Below are 16,461 nucleotides of genomic sequence, written 5' to 3'. Positions count from 1 at the left end.
ATTGTAATAAAAATGCTTTATAATTACTGGCAATTTAAAAAGGACAAGTTCCTACAGTTTTTGTAGGAAATTTCATATACAAAACAAAGACGCCTCTCATTTTGTCCTCCCTGTTTTCCCCTTACACTATCACCGGTCGCGAAACCAGATAGCCAATATAAATAACGGAAGATCATATTCAGCTAAATAATCGCTTATTTTGTTGAATGCTGAAGACCCCCGTTAATGAAAATATAAATTTAAGTGGGAATGACATGGGAAAAACACTAATGACGTTGGCGCTATTGACCCTACCGGGTATCGCGTTGGCGGCGACTTCAAATAACACAATCAAATTTCAGGGGGAAGTTGCTGAACAGACTTGCATGGTTGATATCAATGGCACAGCCAACACACCTGTGGTTCTGTTACCCACCGTCTCGACCAGTAACTTGAATCAAGTCAATGCTGTCGCGGGTAAAACCAATTTCACCATCAATCTCACTGGCTGCAATATCGCCATTCAAGACACCAAAATCAGCTCTGTTTTTCAGGGAATGAACGTCACATCTGCCGGTAATCTGGGTAATGTAGGAACAGCACAAAATGTTGCTATTCAGTTACTTGATGCGAATGGCGCTCCTATTCGTATGTCTGGTGGCAGCGTTTCCGTACCTGGAATTACGCTGGTCGCTGGTTCGACATCAGCATCACAGGATTTGGCTGCCCAATATATTACAGAAGAAGGTCGCGCCACCGCAGGGAGCGTTATTGCTTCCGCGCAATATGCGATCACCTATCCCTAACTATTCGTGAAATCCGAGCTGTTTCATGAATATGTTGGCCAACCGGTAACGGAGCCACTGCAAACCAGCAAAACCAAGGACAAGTAAGCGCCATGACACTGACTGCCCACAACATTATCGCCTGCACATTATTACTGCTTAGCGGCGTACCCTTATGGACGCAAGCCAGTGTTGTCATGACAGGGACTCGTATTATTTATCCTGAAGGTACTCGGGAGAAGGTGCTACAGCTCAGTAATAAAGATGACCACCCTAATTTGGTCCAATTATGGATGGATGATGGCAATAATCAGTCTTCGCCATCAAAAAGTGATGTCCCTTTCACATTGACTCCCCAAATATTCCGGATGGAAGCTAAAAGTGGACAAGTGGTTCGCCTGTCCTATATTGAGCGCAATTTACCCAAAGATCGTGAATCCGTTTTCTATCTGAATTTTTTACAAATTCCCGCCTTAAAAAAAGCCGATACACAGCCTGAAAACAAACTGGTTTTAATCGTTAATAATCGACTGAAAGTCTTTTATCGCCCTGCTGCATTAAAAGAAAACGTCGATACCTTGGGTGCGAAGGTCCGCGTCACGCTGGAGAGCAGCAATGGTGACAAAATCAAGATACACAATCCTACGGCTTATTACATAAGCCTGCGTGATGCCAAACTAGTCAGTGACGGGAAAACCATCTCATTTGCCACCAGCGAGATGTTTGCCCCCAACTCAACCACTGATTTGGCTTTACCCGCTGGGGTTAAAGCCAAAAAAGGCGAGCTGCTCACGTTGAACGTGGTCAATGATTACGGCACTAACATCCCTTGCGATTACTATTTGTAATGTTGTCGTGATGAGAATCGTGAATGTGCCGGGCTACAGGGAAAAAACGTGAGGTTTGCTCCCTGGTTATCCTACCTGCTAACACAGGGTCTGTTGGTCAGTCACTCTGTGTCAGCGGCAGATGAGAGTAAGCAAGACGAATATGTGTTTGAGGATGCGTTATTGCGCGGTTCATCACTCGGCTTAGGTGCCATCTCCCGCTTTAATAAGAAAGACAGTTATGAAGCAGGCAAATACCAAGTTGATCTCTATATGAACAACAAGTTTGTCGATCGTATCGAACTGATATTTATAACCAAAGATGATGCTGTTGTTCCCTGCTTATCAGCGTCACAACTGCTGCAAGCTGGCGTAAATGACAGTGTGCTGAAAAATGCCAATCAGGAAGATGACTGTCTGGATTTCAAAACCCTGCTACCTGCCAGTGACTATCGCTTCGATTATGCCAAATTGCGTTTTGATTTATCGATTCCACAACTGTATGTGAAGAATGTTCCGCGTGGCTATGTTGACCCTCGCAATCTCACGGCGGGAGAAACCATTGGTTTTAGTAATTACAATTTAAACCAATATCATGTGGGTTATAACAAAGATGGGATTAAGCGCAGCACCGACTCGACTTATCTCAGCCTAAATAATGGTATCAATGCCGGGATGTGGCGTTTTCGTCAACAAGGCTCTTTGCGCTATGACCCAACCCGAGGGGCGAACTGGACATCTAACCGTTTATACAGCCAACGTGCCCTACCCAGTATTGGCAGTGAAGTTACTGTGGGTGAGACATTCAGTTCCGGCCAGTTTTTCTCCAGTCTGGGATTTAGCGGTATTGCGCTGAGCACCGATGACCGCATGTTGCCGGAGTCACAACGTGGTTATGCTCCTGTTATCCGGGGGATTGCCAGAACTAATGCTAAGGTCACGGTATATCAGAATAATCGGCCAATTTATCAAAGCACCGTTTCGCCAGGAGCATTTGAATTCAATGACTTAACCGCAACAAACTTTGGCGGTGACTTAACTGTTGAAATTCAAGAGGCCGATGGCACTCTCAGCACCTTCCAAGTGCCGTTCTCCTCGGTGCCTGAATCATTACGCCCCGGTTATTCACGCTATAGCTTCGCCGCAGGCCAGGTCCGTGATTTGAGCAGTCAAGAAATGTTCGGTGAGCTGACCTATCAGCAGGGGGTGAGTAACGCTATTACGGCCAATAGCGGGATGCGGTTGGCCTCGGGATATCAGGCGGTGATGCTGGGTGGCGTTTTTACCCACTATATAGGTGCCTTGGGGCTTGATGCCACCTATTCCCATGCCAGCCTTCCGAGCGATACCCACTCATCAGAGAACAAGTCGCAGAATGGCTGGATGGCACGGGCTTCTTTCAGTCGTACCTTTGAAACCACTAACACCACGTTATCGGTGGCGGGCTACCGTTATTCAACGGAAGGTTACCGTGATTTAAGTGATGTATTGGGTATACGGGCGGCCAGTAACGGTAAAGTATGGAGCTCAGGGACTTACCAACAGCGTAGCCGGGCTGAAATCTCCCTTAATCAGAATCTTAACAGTTACGGTTCACTGTATTTGACGGCATCCTCACAGGATTACCGCAATTCACGCGAGCGGGATACCCAGTTGCAATTGGGTTATGCCAATACGCTATGGCGTAATACCAGTTTTAACCTTGCTATTTCAAAACAAAAAACCGGTAGGGGTACCAACGAAACTTACTTTGTCGACCCCGGCAGCGGTATGCCGGCGGCGAACGGGGCGAACTTTCTCGCTACCAATGAAACCGTGGTGCAAATGTCCGTTTCATTCCCATTAGGTGGCAACCCTCAGGCCCCCTATGTCTCTGCCGGTGCTGTTAATAGCCGAATCAGTGGTGCCAGCTATCAGACTTCACTGGCCGGTGTGATGGGCGACGATCAGTCAGCCAGTTACAGCATGGACTTCGCCCGTAGTGAGCAATCCAAAGAAAATACCTTTAGTGGCAGCCTGCAAAAACGGCTACCGGTCACCAGCCTGAGTAGCAGTGCTTCACTTAGCCCTGGTTACTGGCAAAGTTCAGCGAGCACCCGTGGGGCCATTGCTTTCCACCGCGGAGGGGTCACGCTGGGGCCGTATCTGAGCGATACCTTTGCGCTGATTGAGGCAAAAGGGGCCAGTGGGGCCAAAGTCATGTATGGGCAAGGGGCAAAAATCGACGGCTTCGGCTATGCCTTGGTTCCGACCCTGACGCCATATCGCTACAACACCATCACCCTCGATCCTGATGGTATGGATTTCAATACTGAACTTCAGGATGGGGAGCGCCAAATTGCCCCTTATGCCGGTTCAGCAGTCAAAGTCCGTTTTCGCACCCTCAGCGGATACCCTCTCTTAATCTCGGTCAAACTTGCTGATGGCAGCCAAGTGCCGATGGGGGCGGTGGTTTACACCACAAGTGGCCCAGCCAACAACCAGGACGATAATAACCGTCAAGATAGGGAAGTTGGCATGGTTGGGCAAGCCAGTCAGGCATATTTGCGAGCTGAACAGGCCCGTGGAACGCTGCTGCTGGTATGGGGCGATACCGATAATGAGCGCTGCCAGCTAGATTACGATCTAGGCACGCCCAATAAAGATAAACAGCTGTATAAACTCGATGCCTTGTGTGTCGTTACCCAGCATTGAATCAGAGAAACAGTATGAATCCTATAACACGCCTTGCAACCTGCCATTATCAAGGCAACCCTCTTTTCTCACATCGTTGGCGATGGTTTCTTTCACTCGTATTATTGAGTCTCGCCTCTCCCGGCTATGCCCAATGTGTTTGGAAAGGCGCGAATATCGGTGGTGATAACTACGGTGCTTCATTGCAACTAGGCAATGTCAATATCACTAGTAATTACATTCAGCCCATCGATTCCATTCTGGCCTCCAGCATTATCAGCCTGATCCCTGCCCGCTTCTGGTCAGATCCCGAGGCTGTCATCTATGAGTGTGATGTCGCCGATAAAGACAGCCTATTTGAAGTCTTTGCGACTAACGGCGACAGTAATGTCGGCGGTTATACCAATATGGGCGACAACTATTTTCAGACCTTTTTCCCTTATACCGCGTTAAAACTTATTCATGTCGATAGCGGTATTGAGTTCACCCGAATCTGGCAACAGGTTCCGTTGAAGAAATACGATGTGGTCGGTAATAAAATTCAGATTAAAGGCAAGCACTTCAGCCAAATCCGCGCCGAACTGAAAAAGGTCGGTACGGTGGATCGCACTCCCGGCCCTTCCAGTTGGGGCTGCCCGGGGCCTGCGGCAGAGAGTTATTCCGGCAGTTATACCTGCAATCAACCTAATGGATATGTGGTGTTCAAAGGCCCTGGGATGCCAGTACCAGAAACAGGATATGATTCAGCGACCAATTATCAGACATGGGGAACAGGCCGCTATATGGCGTTTGGTATGAATACCTCACCGGTATCCATCCTGACGCGCAAAAACACCTGCGTCGTGCGCAACGTAACGCCTTATGTGGTTTTCCCCATTATCACTGTAAATGAACTCAATGATAATCAGACACGTAGCGCGGATATCACCGTTGATATTGAGTGCCAATCTGGCACCGAGTCAGGTATTAATAGTGGACAAACCGCGCTCGGTATCCAGACATCATTACCCGGGTATCTGATTGCCCAAGGTTTAGGATTGGTCAATTCTGCGGGCGGTGTCAGTTACCTGCTTTCCGATCACTATGGCACAGACAAACGTATTGCCACAGGCGTGGGGATCAGTCTCAGTGACAGCAGCGGCAGAGCAATGAATTTTGTTGGCTGGGGGGGATGTGTCAGCAACTGTATTTCCACTACCAGTGCAGGTTGGTATCCGGTTCTCACCGGGGCTAATGCTAATGGCAGTAATGCTGCGGGTTTCAACAACTATTCGCACCACTTCACTGCCACATTAAAAAAACTACCGAATGGCACACCAACAGCCGGTAAAATTGATGCTACAGCCTATGTTTTGGTTAAAATACAATGAGATACCTCTACCTGTTTTTATTGATGTTTAACATCAATCAAGCTGCTCACGCGGGCCTTGTTGCCAGTTCAACCCGGATGATTTATCAACCCGAGTCACGCGAGCGTACATTGATGCTGGCGAATACCAATGATTACCCAGTGGTCGTACAGACTTGGGTTGACAATGGCGACGTAGATAGCACACCGGACCAGGCGGAAGCGCCGTTTATGGTGTTACCGGCAGTTTTTAAAATGCAGTCTGGTAGCGCACAAGCGCTGCGTATTATTAATAAAGGTGACAATCTGCCCACCGACCGAGAGTCAGTTTATTGGCTTAATCTCTATGAAATTCCACCTAAAACACGGCGCAACACCGATGCTCATGCTCAAGTCGCGATGGCAATGAACACACAGATGAAAATCTTTTATCGACCCAATGGATTAGTACCTAAACCGGATGAAGCGATGAAAAAAGTCAGTTTTAGCCTGCAAAAACAAAATAAAGAATACGTCCTCACCGTTGATAATCCTACGCCATATCATGTTTCATTCGGTCAGATGCAGCTCAACAGCGCACAACAAAACCATACCATCGCGCAACAGATGAACATGATGATCACCCCGTTTGCTCTGCGACAGTATCAATTTGAACATCCCCCTACCTCGCTCAACGGAAAACTGACCTTGGAGTATGTTTATTTTGATGATGCCGGTAATCAAGTAAAAAACAGCCAGTTAGTTAAAGTGACACCGTAACATGTCATGATAAATCTGAATAAAAATCAGATAAAAATAGCGGAAAAGCAGACAAGTTTGCTGAAAAACAAGCCAATAAGCTCATTCTCTCAGCAAACGCGCATTTTTAGTGTTTTTCTACTTTGACAAACGCCACCACCCTCGCTATTATTCGCCTCGTTCACACGATTCCTCTGTAGTTCAGTCGGTAGAACGGCGGACTGTTAATCCGTATGTCACTGGTTCAAGTCCAGTCAGAGGAGCCAAATTAGAGAAGCCCGCTTAGGAAACTAGGCGGGCTTTTTGCTTTTGTTTTTTTGATAAATGGTTAAGAGCAGACTTAGTGGCATGTTAAGTTCGGTTACCATTAACGACTTTAACCCGGCCCGTCACTCCCTGCAGCCAACAGTGGCACCACTACGTCGCTGATCGGCGTAGGAATATCCTGTAAACGGCCATAACGCTGTATCACGCCGTTACGGATATCCCACTCCAGTGGGCGGTTGGCCTGACGGTCGGCGAGAATGGAAGTGCCTAGATCCGCAGGGGCATGATGAAAGCCGTCAACGATCTCCTGTGGAACGTTATCGCTCAATACGGCACCTTCCGCTCGCGCTACCGTCAGACACTCGCGCAGATATGCCAGTGCCAATTCAGTGATATCCACGCGTGAGAACATCCCGGCACGACGATTAGCCAGTACCATCAGACCTGCGACCGCATTCTGCAACAATTTTCGCCAGGCGATGGAGAGAAAATCAGCTGACAGCTCAACTGCGCAGCTGGTGCCGCTGAGCACATCAGCTACCCGTTTTGCCTGCGGCACATCCGGTAGTGTCAGGCGAGGCTTAGCGCGCAGCCAGACTGAAGCATCCGGCTCGCGCTGTGCCGGAAACCACACGACCGAAGGCAGTACCTTTGCACCCTTGACTAAGGGTTCCAACCGCACTTGCTGTTCGACGCCATTTTGCAGCGCACATACTACCGTGTTTTCATCGCACAGCGCGGCCAGCCAGTTAGCGCTGTCAGCGATCTGGGTGGTTTTCACTGCCAGAAACACCACGTCGAACGGTTGGCTGATAGCCGCCGGATGACTCAATACCGGACCCGGCACTACAATTTCACCGTCATCGTGACGCAGAATCAACTGCGGATGCGCGGTGCGCCCACAAAGGACTGGCGTGCGGCCAACTTCATGCAGTACAGCGGCGATGGTGGTACCGATAGCCCCCGGACCAATAAGAGCAATCGTAGGATGATCAGACATTTCGCATTCTCCTGGTTTGATTAACCCATCATCAGTGCGCCGGTGACAATTACCGTGCACGCCGCATTTTTCTCAACGGGAATGTTTCGCCGAGAAACAGATATATTAAGATGACGGATAGCGGTATTGCCCTTACAACTGTAGGCATAGCCATTCATCATTCCACGATTGTATCGCCAGCTATTCACAAGGTAAGTCACACAAAGGCTCAGGGGAACCTGAGCGGGCTTTTTACTTCTGCTGCGGAAAAAGTATCGTGAATACCCTTCCGCTCACATATTTATATGAATGACTCGTTAATCAAATACTCCGTAAGTGGAGCTCAGCAGGGTAATCTATATTCTATAACACCAGGTTTCTCTGCTATCCAGTCATAAAGTCGCTGCGCTGTTAGGTTTTTTTCCTGTGTGTGCCAGTATAATCTTCCACATTGGCGCTCACTGGCCTTTTGTTTAACATGCTCAATAAGATGTTTTCCTATATTTTGACTCCGGCTGTCTTCGGCAACAAACAGGTCTTCTAAATAACAGAAATCATTTACAGACCATGTTGAACCATGAAAAACATAGTGCACGAACCCAAGAATTGTCTGCCCTTTTTTTGCGACTGCGCAATGCATGTCTTTATCCACATCTAAAAAACGCTTCCATGTCTCAATTGTAGTCTCTTCAGGCAACTGAACTTCATAGAATTGCTGATAGTTTAGCCAGTAAGGTAACCATTTTGAGTAATCTTCTTCTTGCACTGGCACTACCGAGATTTTTAAATTTTCATCAGTCATATCAAACACCTTATTTGAATGTCACACATCTGGAAATGAAAGAGTAGCGCTTGCAGTGGTATCATATAAGGCACACTTTTTTGATTTTTTATGGATCCACTTTGATAATGAAAAAAAACGTTGCCAGCTTCCCAAGCATATTGCTAAAAAAAGGAAAAATTCGAGAGCAGTTTTATTTGGTGATAAAAGAACTCATATTGAATGGTCAGCTGAAAGCGGGAAGAAAACTCCCTTCCAGCAGAACACTGTCTGAAATGATGTCAATTTCAAGAAACTCTATTTTATCGGGTTTCGAACGCCTCATTGATGAAGGTTATCTCGTCACAAAAAAAGGTTCTGGAACTTATGTTACATCAGTAATTCCTGATGAAGTTATTCAAGTTAAATCTATACCTCTTCACGAAAAAATAAATAATAAAAATAGCACCAAAAATATTAATCCTCATATGCAGGTAATGAAAAAAATATGGGATATGACCTCGCCATATGCCGGCAATAATATGAAATTTAATATTGGAGTCGGTTGTATAGATTTATTCCCACATGAGCTTTGGGGGCGACTATTAGGGCGAATCTGGCGTCAGTTTCGCCATCAGGATTGGAGGCTCAATGAACCTTTGGGATTTAAACCATTAAGATTAGCCATTAGTGAATATGTTCGCACAACACGCGGCCTGAATTGTATTGATGAACAGATACTTATTGTCAATGGAACCCAACAAGCAATAAATCTTGCAGCGCAAGTTCTTTTGCAACAAGGAGATGAGGTTTGGTTAGATGAACCGGGATATGATGGCGCTTTAGGCGCATTTACTTCGAGGGGTGCCAAAGTCTGCCCCGTCATCAGTGATAAAAATGGTATGGATATCTCCTATGCTATAAAACATTGGCCACACGCAAAAATGATTTTTACTTCGCCATCCCATCAATTTCCGCTTGGCGGCACATTAAGCTTGTCCAGAAGAATTGCTCTACTTGACTGGGCCTCTGAAAATAAAATGTGGATTTTTGAGGATGATTACAACAGTGAATTTAGATATACAGCACAACCGATACAAGCACTGCAAGGATTAGATAAACAACAGCGAGTTATATACGCTGGTTCATTCTCTAAAATGATGTTTCCGGGATTTCATTTAGGCTTTCTAGTCATCCCTGAAAATCTAGTGGAGTCTTTTAAAATTGCCAAATATTATGCAGATACACGTACACCTTATTTAGAACAAACGATACTTGCTGCATTTATTTCTGAAGGGCATTATGCGCGTCACGTCAGGCGGGTTAGAAAAGCATGTCATGAACGCCAACAGGTTATGATTGAGGCCATACAATTATATCTTCCAGAAATTATTCACGCAGAACCTTCGGATTCAGGTATTCATATTGTCTGTTGGTTATCGGAAGAAATTCAGGAATCTTATATGATTGAGCAATGTCGTAAAGCGAATTTGGGCGCACAACCCCTTTCACGCTACAGCCAAACAGAACCAACAAGCCAAGCCATCCTGTTAGGTTTTGCCGCCCATTCCCCATCAGAAATCGTTGAAGGTATCAAGAAACTGGCTCAAATATTGAATCAATAATATTAAGTACCCCGATTCTACCTCAATGGTAAAGAGATCCGCATACCTTCTCAGTATTCCTACCAGCGAAACCGTATCGCAAAAGCGGTTTTTTTGTATTTTAGATCCGATGAACACGGACCTCTCATGTTCCTGTCAGCGCTCATGGGTTAATGGCTAATAACGATTTTCCCCACATGCTGGCGCTACAAGCAGCACAGGCAGGATTAGGTATCCTATTTTGCCCAATCAGTTTGGGTCATAACATATTACGGCGCGGCGAACAGATTCAGGTATTACCCGAATGGCAAGGTGCCTCGCGCGAAATTTACGCCGTATGGTCGCAGCAGCGCTATGTTCCTGCCAGAGTGCAGGCTTTAATTGAGCATCTGGCAGATTTTTGTCAGCAAGATCCACTGTTGATAATATTTCTAATCGCGCACCATCGCGAGCGACCAAAACCAGGTCATGTCCGCGACGTGCGAAGCTTTCAGCATAAGTGGCACCAATACCGGATGACGCACCTGTAATAAGAACCGCGGGGATCGTATTCATGAAATTTGCTCTCTTATATAATTTATAGATGACTAACATCATCTAAGTGCCAACGAGGATTCACTTGCAGGAATAGATTATGTATTGATGAGAGGCGACATCTATTGATGCGTTGGCATGGCATACTTTATGTATGCTGCCTGTTCAATTAGGAGAAATGTATGGCCCGGGTATCAAAGCAACAAATGGCACTCAATCGCGAGGCAATCGTCGAGACGTCTTCGCAACTCTTCCGTGCTCGGGGTTTGAATGGTGTCAGTGTCAACGATTTAATGGCTGCGGTCGGTTTGACTCATGGCGGATTCTACGGGCACTTTGCTTCTAAAGATGAACTGGCGGCGATTGCCAGCCGCAAAGCACTCGATGAGTCCAGCACCCGCTGGCAAGAAATCAGCAGCGAGCCAGACCAGAATAACCTGCGCACACTGGTGGAGTTTTATCTCTCACCGACCCACCGTGACCATGCCGAAAATGGCTGTGCGATCACAGCATTAGCCAGTGATGTGGCACGTGAGAATGATGATAATCCAGTGTGTGAGGTCTATCTTAGCGGGGTGAAATCCATGCTGGCGAGATTAGAGTCCGTCTCTAATATAGAAGATCCCGAACAACGCAGACAGCATACACTGGCGCAGTTTGCGATGATGTCAGGTGCATTAACACTGGCGCGCGCGACCGCTGGGAATCAATTATCGGATGAGTTTCTTGAGGCGGCTAAAAAAGCCTTACTGAGGGAAGAGTCATAATTTAACCCTCACATATTATCAGCAGCCCCTTCCTACTCACTTAGCGGGAAAGGGCTACTACCAGAAATAATGCTCAAGGCTACGGGTTCAAGGCTTTCTTTGAGTCCAACGCACTGTGGATAGCGGCTTCCAATTCGTTAGCTTCAAATTTCGCTACATAGGCGTCAGCACCCACTTTACGCACGTGGTCTTCGTTTGCGCTACCCGATAATGAGGAGTGGATAATCACCGGAATATTCTTCAGGAATTCATCCCGCTTAATATTCAGTGTCAGAGTAAAGCCATCCATCTCTGGCATTTCTAAATCAGTTAATACAAATGAAATTTTATCCGAAACCGGACGGCCTTCTGCTCTTGCCTCATCAGCTATCTTCTTGATTTTATTCCACGCTTCCAAACCGGTGATATGCATAACGGCAGGAATATCCATCATCTTCAAGGCTTGTTCTAGCATGGAGCGAGCGACTTTTGAGTCTTCTGCCACAATAGCGACTGCCCCCGGTTTCAAATCAAAGGCTTTGGTCTTCTCGCTATCAATTTGAACATTGCGGTTAGCCGGAATAATGTCATATAAAATCTGCTCAACATCCAAGACCAACGCCAGGCGGTTACTGGCTTTATCGTTGTCGAGACGCGCAATACTGGTGATATTACGGCTCTTGACACCCGCATCAGCCGCCAGTACCTGACTCCATTCCAAACGGACAATATCGTCAACAGATTCCACCGCAAATGCCTGAGTACTACGGGCATATTCGGTCACCAGCAGAATGTTTAATCCGGTTTTGGGTACACAGCCGACAATCGCCGGAAGGTCAATCACGGGAATGATTTCCCCACGAATATTCGCCATACCCATCATAGGTGAAGCCATACCTGCCGCTTTGGTTAAGGTTGGCATCGGGACTATTTCACGTAATTTAAACACGTTAATGCCGTACAGCTCCGATTGTTGCTCCTCTTGGGATTCCCCCAAACGGAACAGCAACAGCTCAAATCTGTTGGAGGAGGTGAGATTTGTTCTCTCCTCTATCTCTTTTTGAAAATTATCCATACTTCCCCGATACCTTTTTCCAATGGAGGAACTTATCTCCTTATCATTATCGGCAATAGGCGGAGAATGCTTAATAATTCGACTTAAGAATAATTCTTTAACCATTTATTGGATACCAATCTACTGTTAGGCTGCTGGTTATAGTGATTTTATTATTCATCCAGATTAAGGAACGACTATGTCTGCGAGTTCGCCGGTATCAATACACCCAGAGCATCTGCTGATAAGAGTTAATGCTGCCATTGATCAGGCGCTCGCTGAGCACCGTCTGGTGGGCGCGGTCGTCATTATCGCACTTAACGGTGAGATACATTTCTGCCGCGCGGCAGGATTAGCTGAGCGCGAGACTGCACGCCCGATGACGGTTGACACGCTATTCCGCCTGGCATCTATCAGTAAACCCATTGTTTCCACTGCGGCGATGGTATTGGTTGCACAAGGCAAACTTGAGCTTGATGGCGATATTCGTCGTTGGCTGCCGGATTTTCAGCCACGGCTCGCACAGGGGGAATTAGCTGATATTACTGTGCGTCAATTACTCAGCCATACGGCCGGTTTAGGCTATCGCTTTTCAGAAGCCGATGACGATGGCCCCTATGCCCGCGCCGGTGTATCCGATGGTATGGATAAGTCTGAAATAACCTTGCATGAGAATTTACGTCGATTAGCGACGGTACCACTGCACTTCGCACCGGGAACATCCTGGCGTTATTCTCTGGCGATTGATGTTATTGGCGCGGTTATCGAGCAAGTCTGCGGGCAGCCGTTGAATCAAGCCATCCGTGCGCTAGTGACCGGGCCATTGCAGATGAATGATACCGATTTTTTCACCCGCGATATTGGCCGTTTAGCCACGCCCTATGTTAATGACCTCCCTGCACCGCGACTGCTACAAGAAGGTGAATGCGTTGCTTTTTCACCCGAGGAAATTGGCGTGCGGTTTTCTCCCGCCCGCGCGCTCAATGCACAATCGTTCTCTTCGGGTGGTGCGGGTATGGTGGGTAGTGCCAGTGACCTGTTACGTTTATTAGAAACACTGCGTCAAGGTGGTGCACCGCTACTTCCTGCCACATTAGTTGATGAAATGGGACGAGATCAAACTGGCGGCATCCCTCTTCCAGACGCGCCTGGTATAGGCTTTGGTTTAGGGTTTTCCGTACTGCGAAACCCGCTTGAAGCGGCTTCACCAGAATCTATCGGCACATGGAGTTGGGGCGGGGTTTATGGGCATTCATGGTTTGTCGACCCGATGCAGGAGCTAAGTGTGGTCGCACTGACTAATACTTTATATGAGGGAATGTCCGGGCAATTCGTCAATGATCTGCGCGATGCAATTTATGCTTCCCAATAAAACGAGAATAATGGGAAAATAGCAAAATAGTACAAATCCCCCTGCGAATAAGTGGGGGATTTAAATAATATTAATTGGCGTAGATAATTTTATCTGAATAAAGCGCTTCAATTGCTTGCTTATGAGGATTCTTCTTTTTATCGGTGACGATAAAATCAATATCGTTGATGTCACTTATTTTCATTAACCCACTTTGACCAAATTTACTGGTATCACATAAAATCACTTTCTGCCTGCCCATTGCCAGCATTTTCTTGGCAATACGCCCTTCATCGAGATTCTTTACCATCACGCCAAAATCACTGTCTATACCGCCAACGCCCACAAAACTAAAATCGGCGTGAATGTCATTCATTTGTTCAATTGTTTGAATACCTAAATTAGCTTTATAAATATGGTTATATTCACCACCCAACACATGCACAATTGCCATATTGTTTTTACTTTTTATTTGATCGGCAATTAAAGATGAATTGGTGAAAACAGTCATTTTTACTAACGGCAAGAATGAAGCAAAAATAAGTGTAGTGGTACAAGAGTCAATAAATAAACTATCATTTTCAGTTACCAGTGAAGCCGCATATTGACCAATCAGCATTTTTTCCTGGCGATTTAAATCCATTCTTTGAGCAAAGCTGCCCTCTTGTATATTCTGAACTTTTATTGCACCGCCGTGGACTTTGGTGACCTCACCACTCTTTTCCAAATAGGAAAGATCTCTGCGGATCGTTTCAGATGTCACACCCAATTCCTCGGAAAGACCAATAACAGAAACCTCACCAAGGCTATCCAGCTTTTCCAAAATAAACTGTTTACGTTTGATCTGATTCATAAGAATAGCGGCCCGAAGCTGTGCGATACATTTAGAGCCTATTTCATTAGGCTATTTTACTTGTCATTCTACGCAATAATTTTATGAAACAAAAGGCGATTCCGTCACAGTGGCCAGAGTTGATTAATGGCAAAAGCAACTCCGTGGTGATTGTTATCCTGACTCACTTTGTCCGCGCAAGATTTGACAAAATCACTGGCATTACCCATTGCCACACCAACGGCTGAAAACTGAAACATACTGATATCATTTTCCTGATCGCCCATACTGACCACCGATTGAGAGCCAATATTTAAATGCCGTGATAAATAATTCAATGCTTCCCCCTTCGTAATGCCCTGTCTCATTATTTCGTAATAATGACGACTGGTCTTACTGAGTGAGTATTGACAATGAAATCTCTCGTCTATTTTATTAGCGACATTATCAATAAAATCAGTCGAGCCGACAATAGAGACTTTGACGATATCATCTCGTTGAATAATGTCTTTAGGTTCAACAAAGGCCAATTCCATCGCAAAGAGTTGGGACTCATAGTGCGTATGATCATTGATATCCTTCAAACTGGATATCATATTATCGCGGGTGAAAAAATGATGTTTAAACTCATTTTCAGCAAGCATGGTTATCACATTCTTCACATCCAGGCGACGCAATGGCATAAAACGAATATCTTTCTTCTCAACAGCATCATATATCCATGCACCATTAAACGAAATAAAATAACGAATTAAATATTCTAATTCAGTATTGCGGATAACGGCTGCAATAGCCCTAACTGGCCGCGCTGAACATAAAACAACTGTGCCGTGCTGATGAATAACACGCTTTACCGCGTTAATATTCTGAGCTGATATTTGGTTTTCCTGATTGAGTAAAGTGCCATCAAGATCAAGGGCCAGTAACTTGTACATACTTTAGATCCAATAAAAAGGGAGAAAATATTATTTCTCCCTCTGGCTGCTGATAAAGTCAAATAAAGGGGAAATGTACCATTGGTGCCTCACTTATTTAAAATATAAGCGCATAAGCCACCGGAGTACCCCCAGGTGTGGTGAACCCTTCACTCACTGAGCTAATTAACCCCATACCATCAGTGAGTAATAAACCGCGATACAACATCCTTAGCTGCATTGCAGACAACATTATCAATAGCGGTACCCACAACCAGAATATTGACACCGGTATTTTTGAATGCTTTCGCATTTTCCAGATTAATACCGCCTTCGGCTAATGTGGGTACTGAAACTGCACCGACCAAGGCCAGAAGTCGTTGTTTGATAACATCAGGAATATCGCCAGCGCTAACCCCTTCGTAGCTCATGCCAGTCATTAAACCAATCATATCAACCCCTAACTCTTCCATTTTTTTAGCCACTTCAGCAACCTCAGCGGGAGTTTCAGCCGCAATACCGAAGGTGTGCAAATCGCTTGGGTGACCAATATAAGCATCCACTGTCAGACCATATTTATGAGCTAAATCGACCAGTTCTTTTAAATCCTCAAAACTGGATTTATGGGTATGTAAACCATCAGCGCCTGATTGAGCAATCAATAAAATATCCTGTTCAGTTACCGGCGTAGGTACAGTTTCTGTAAAGCCCCCGGCAATCCCGACAGTAATAAAAATATCATCCGCCACCACATTACGTACACCCTGCACTGCTTCCGCCATTTGCCCGATAGTTATTTCATGGCGAATGCGCTCTGCGGCATGCATATTCGTCACACCATTATGGCCACGCGCTAATGCCAATGCCGGGTGATTCGGCTCTAACAATTTAACACCAGAATCGCATACTGCTTTCGCTAAGCGAGCGTCATCTCCGGTTATTCCAGTACTCAGAATAGTTTGACCGCCATGTAACGCAATTGCGTTTCGTACTTTATCCATAGCGACGGACCGTTTCTTACTCATATCAGCGTTGAACATATTTACCTCTACTTGATTTATATAAAACTG

Annotated in this window: 14 protein-coding genes, 1 tRNA gene and 2 pseudogenes; 10 read left to right on the top strand and 7 right to left on the bottom strand. The window is 45.9% G+C overall.

The features are described from left to right. The first annotated feature begins 254 nt into the window (after positions 1-254). The 6 genes from FGL26_RS02280 (at position 255) to FGL26_RS02255 (ending at position 6,616) form a co-directional block, all read left to right on the top strand. Positions 255-785, top strand: coding sequence for a fimbrial protein (locus FGL26_RS02280; RefSeq protein ID WP_005164580.1), 531 nt, complete (start codon positions 255-257; stop codon positions 783-785). 92 nt (positions 786-877) lie between these two features. After that, positions 878-1,612, top strand: a complete 735-nt coding sequence (locus FGL26_RS02275) for a fimbrial biogenesis chaperone (RefSeq protein WP_005168571.1) — start codon at positions 878-880, stop codon at positions 1,610-1,612. Between the two features lie 48 nt (positions 1,613-1,660). Next, complete coding sequence (locus tag FGL26_RS02270) at positions 1,661-4,285, top strand: fimbria/pilus outer membrane usher protein (protein WP_005168569.1); 2,625 nt, start codon at positions 1,661-1,663, stop codon at positions 4,283-4,285. A gap of 14 nt (positions 4,286-4,299) precedes the next feature. After that, positions 4,300-5,634: a fimbrial protein gene (locus tag FGL26_RS02265; protein WP_005168567.1), complete on the top strand. Its 1,335-nt coding sequence runs from the start codon at positions 4,300-4,302 to the stop codon at positions 5,632-5,634. Beyond that, positions 5,631-6,371, top strand: coding sequence for a fimbrial biogenesis chaperone (locus tag FGL26_RS02260; RefSeq protein ID WP_005168565.1), 741 nt, complete (start codon positions 5,631-5,633; stop codon positions 6,369-6,371). The genes FGL26_RS02265 and FGL26_RS02260 overlap by 4 nt, the downstream gene beginning before the upstream one ends. A 169-nt stretch (positions 6,372-6,540) precedes the next feature. Beyond that, positions 6,541-6,616 (top strand) — tRNA-Asn (locus FGL26_RS02255). Positions 6,617-6,726: 110 nt separating this feature from the next. Here the strand turns inward: FGL26_RS02255 and FGL26_RS02250 are convergent. Next, entirely contained in the window at positions 6,727-7,617 is an 891-nt protein-coding gene (locus FGL26_RS02250; RefSeq protein ID WP_005168564.1) for an oxidoreductase, read from the bottom strand. A gap of 322 nt (positions 7,618-7,939) precedes the next feature. Continuing rightward, complete coding sequence (locus FGL26_RS02240; RefSeq protein ID WP_005168562.1) at positions 7,940-8,398, bottom strand: GNAT family N-acetyltransferase; 459 nt, start codon at positions 8,396-8,398, stop codon at positions 7,940-7,942. 107 nt (positions 8,399-8,505) lie between these two features. On the opposite strand from FGL26_RS02240, the gene pdxR reads away from it, so the two are divergent. Then, on the top strand, positions 8,506-9,981 hold the full coding sequence (gene pdxR, locus FGL26_RS02235; protein WP_005168560.1) for a MocR-like pyridoxine biosynthesis transcription factor PdxR: 1,476 nt from the start codon (positions 8,506-8,508) through the stop codon (positions 9,979-9,981). 152 nt (positions 9,982-10,133) lie between these two features. Continuing rightward, a pseudogene (locus FGL26_RS21600) lies at positions 10,134-10,304 on the top strand (hypothetical protein); the annotation flags it as partial. Between the two features lie 78 nt (positions 10,305-10,382). Here the strand turns inward: FGL26_RS21600 and FGL26_RS02225 are convergent. Continuing rightward, positions 10,383-10,515: pseudogene (locus tag FGL26_RS02225) on the bottom strand (SDR family NAD(P)-dependent oxidoreductase); the annotation flags it as partial. A gap of 161 nt (positions 10,516-10,676) precedes the next feature. Between FGL26_RS02225 and FGL26_RS02220 the strand changes: the two are divergent. After that, the gene (locus tag FGL26_RS02220) at positions 10,677-11,261 is read left to right on the top strand and encodes a TetR/AcrR family transcriptional regulator (protein WP_005168558.1); all 585 of its coding nucleotides are present in this window, start codon (positions 10,677-10,679) and stop codon (positions 11,259-11,261) included. A gap of 79 nt (positions 11,262-11,340) precedes the next feature. On the opposite strand, the gene FGL26_RS02215 is transcribed toward FGL26_RS02220, so the two are convergent. Then, on the bottom strand, positions 11,341-12,315 hold the full coding sequence (locus tag FGL26_RS02215; RefSeq protein ID WP_005168557.1) for a chemotaxis protein: 975 nt from the start codon (positions 12,313-12,315) through the stop codon (positions 11,341-11,343). A 178-nt stretch (positions 12,316-12,493) separates the two neighbouring features. Here FGL26_RS02215 and FGL26_RS02210 point away from each other — a divergent pair, with 178 nt between their 5' ends. Beyond that, positions 12,494-13,666 (top strand): serine hydrolase domain-containing protein, encoded by a 1,173-nt coding sequence (locus tag FGL26_RS02210; RefSeq protein ID WP_032912695.1) that lies wholly within the window; start codon positions 12,494-12,496, stop codon positions 13,664-13,666. 70 nt (positions 13,667-13,736) lie between these two features. On the opposite strand, the gene FGL26_RS02205 is transcribed toward FGL26_RS02210, so the two are convergent. From FGL26_RS02205 to FGL26_RS02195, 3 genes are all read right to left on the bottom strand, one after another. Beyond that, positions 13,737-14,498, bottom strand: coding sequence for a DeoR/GlpR family DNA-binding transcription regulator (locus FGL26_RS02205; RefSeq protein WP_005168555.1), 762 nt, complete (start codon positions 14,496-14,498; stop codon positions 13,737-13,739). A gap of 104 nt (positions 14,499-14,602) precedes the next feature. After that, on the bottom strand, positions 14,603-15,412 hold the full coding sequence (locus FGL26_RS02200; protein WP_005168554.1) for a Cof-type HAD-IIB family hydrolase: 810 nt from the start codon (positions 15,410-15,412) through the stop codon (positions 14,603-14,605). A gap of 179 nt (positions 15,413-15,591) precedes the next feature. Beyond that, a complete protein-coding gene (locus FGL26_RS02195; protein ID WP_005168553.1) occupies positions 15,592-16,431 on the bottom strand; it encodes a hypothetical protein in 840 nt (279 codons plus the stop codon). Between the last annotated feature and the right edge of the window lie 30 nt (positions 16,432-16,461).

Origin of the sequence: Yersinia enterocolitica subsp. enterocolitica (assembly GCF_901472495.1) — a bacterium.
Classification (GTDB): domain Bacteria; phylum Pseudomonadota; class Gammaproteobacteria; order Enterobacterales; family Enterobacteriaceae; genus Yersinia; species Yersinia enterocolitica.
This window is presented reverse-complemented; position numbering and strand designations above follow the sequence as displayed.

Excerpts from the sequence above, each read along its gene's own strand:
- FGL26_RS02205 (WP_005168555.1), bottom strand. The coding sequence starts at position 14,498 with ATGAATCAGATCAAACGTAAACAGTTTATTTTGGAAAAGCTGGATAGC.
- FGL26_RS02210 (WP_032912695.1), top strand. The coding sequence starts at position 12,494 with ATGTCTGCGAGTTCGCCGGTATCAATACACCCAGAGCATCTGCTGATA.
- FGL26_RS02280 (WP_005164580.1), top strand. The coding sequence starts at position 255 with ATGGGAAAAACACTAATGACGTTGGCGCTATTGACCCTACCGGGTATC.
- FGL26_RS02220 (WP_005168558.1), top strand. The coding sequence starts at position 10,677 with ATGGCCCGGGTATCAAAGCAACAAATGGCACTCAATCGCGAGGCAATC.
- FGL26_RS02260 (WP_005168565.1), top strand. The coding sequence starts at position 5,631 with ATGAGATACCTCTACCTGTTTTTATTGATGTTTAACATCAATCAAGCT.
- FGL26_RS02265 (WP_005168567.1), top strand. The coding sequence starts at position 4,300 with ATGAATCCTATAACACGCCTTGCAACCTGCCATTATCAAGGCAACCCT.
- pdxR (WP_005168560.1), top strand. The coding sequence starts at position 8,506 with ATGAAAAAAAACGTTGCCAGCTTCCCAAGCATATTGCTAAAAAAAGGA.
- FGL26_RS02200 (WP_005168554.1), bottom strand. The coding sequence starts at position 15,412 with ATGTACAAGTTACTGGCCCTTGATCTTGATGGCACTTTACTCAATCAG.
- FGL26_RS02215 (WP_005168557.1), bottom strand. The coding sequence starts at position 12,315 with ATGGATAATTTTCAAAAAGAGATAGAGGAGAGAACAAATCTCACCTCC.
- FGL26_RS02250 (WP_005168564.1), bottom strand. The coding sequence starts at position 7,617 with ATGTCTGATCATCCTACGATTGCTCTTATTGGTCCGGGGGCTATCGGT.
- FGL26_RS02195 (WP_005168553.1), bottom strand. The coding sequence starts at position 16,431 with ATGTTCAACGCTGATATGAGTAAGAAACGGTCCGTCGCTATGGATAAA.
- FGL26_RS02275 (WP_005168571.1), top strand. The coding sequence starts at position 878 with ATGACACTGACTGCCCACAACATTATCGCCTGCACATTATTACTGCTT.
- FGL26_RS02240 (WP_005168562.1), bottom strand. The coding sequence starts at position 8,398 with ATGACTGATGAAAATTTAAAAATCTCGGTAGTGCCAGTGCAAGAAGAA.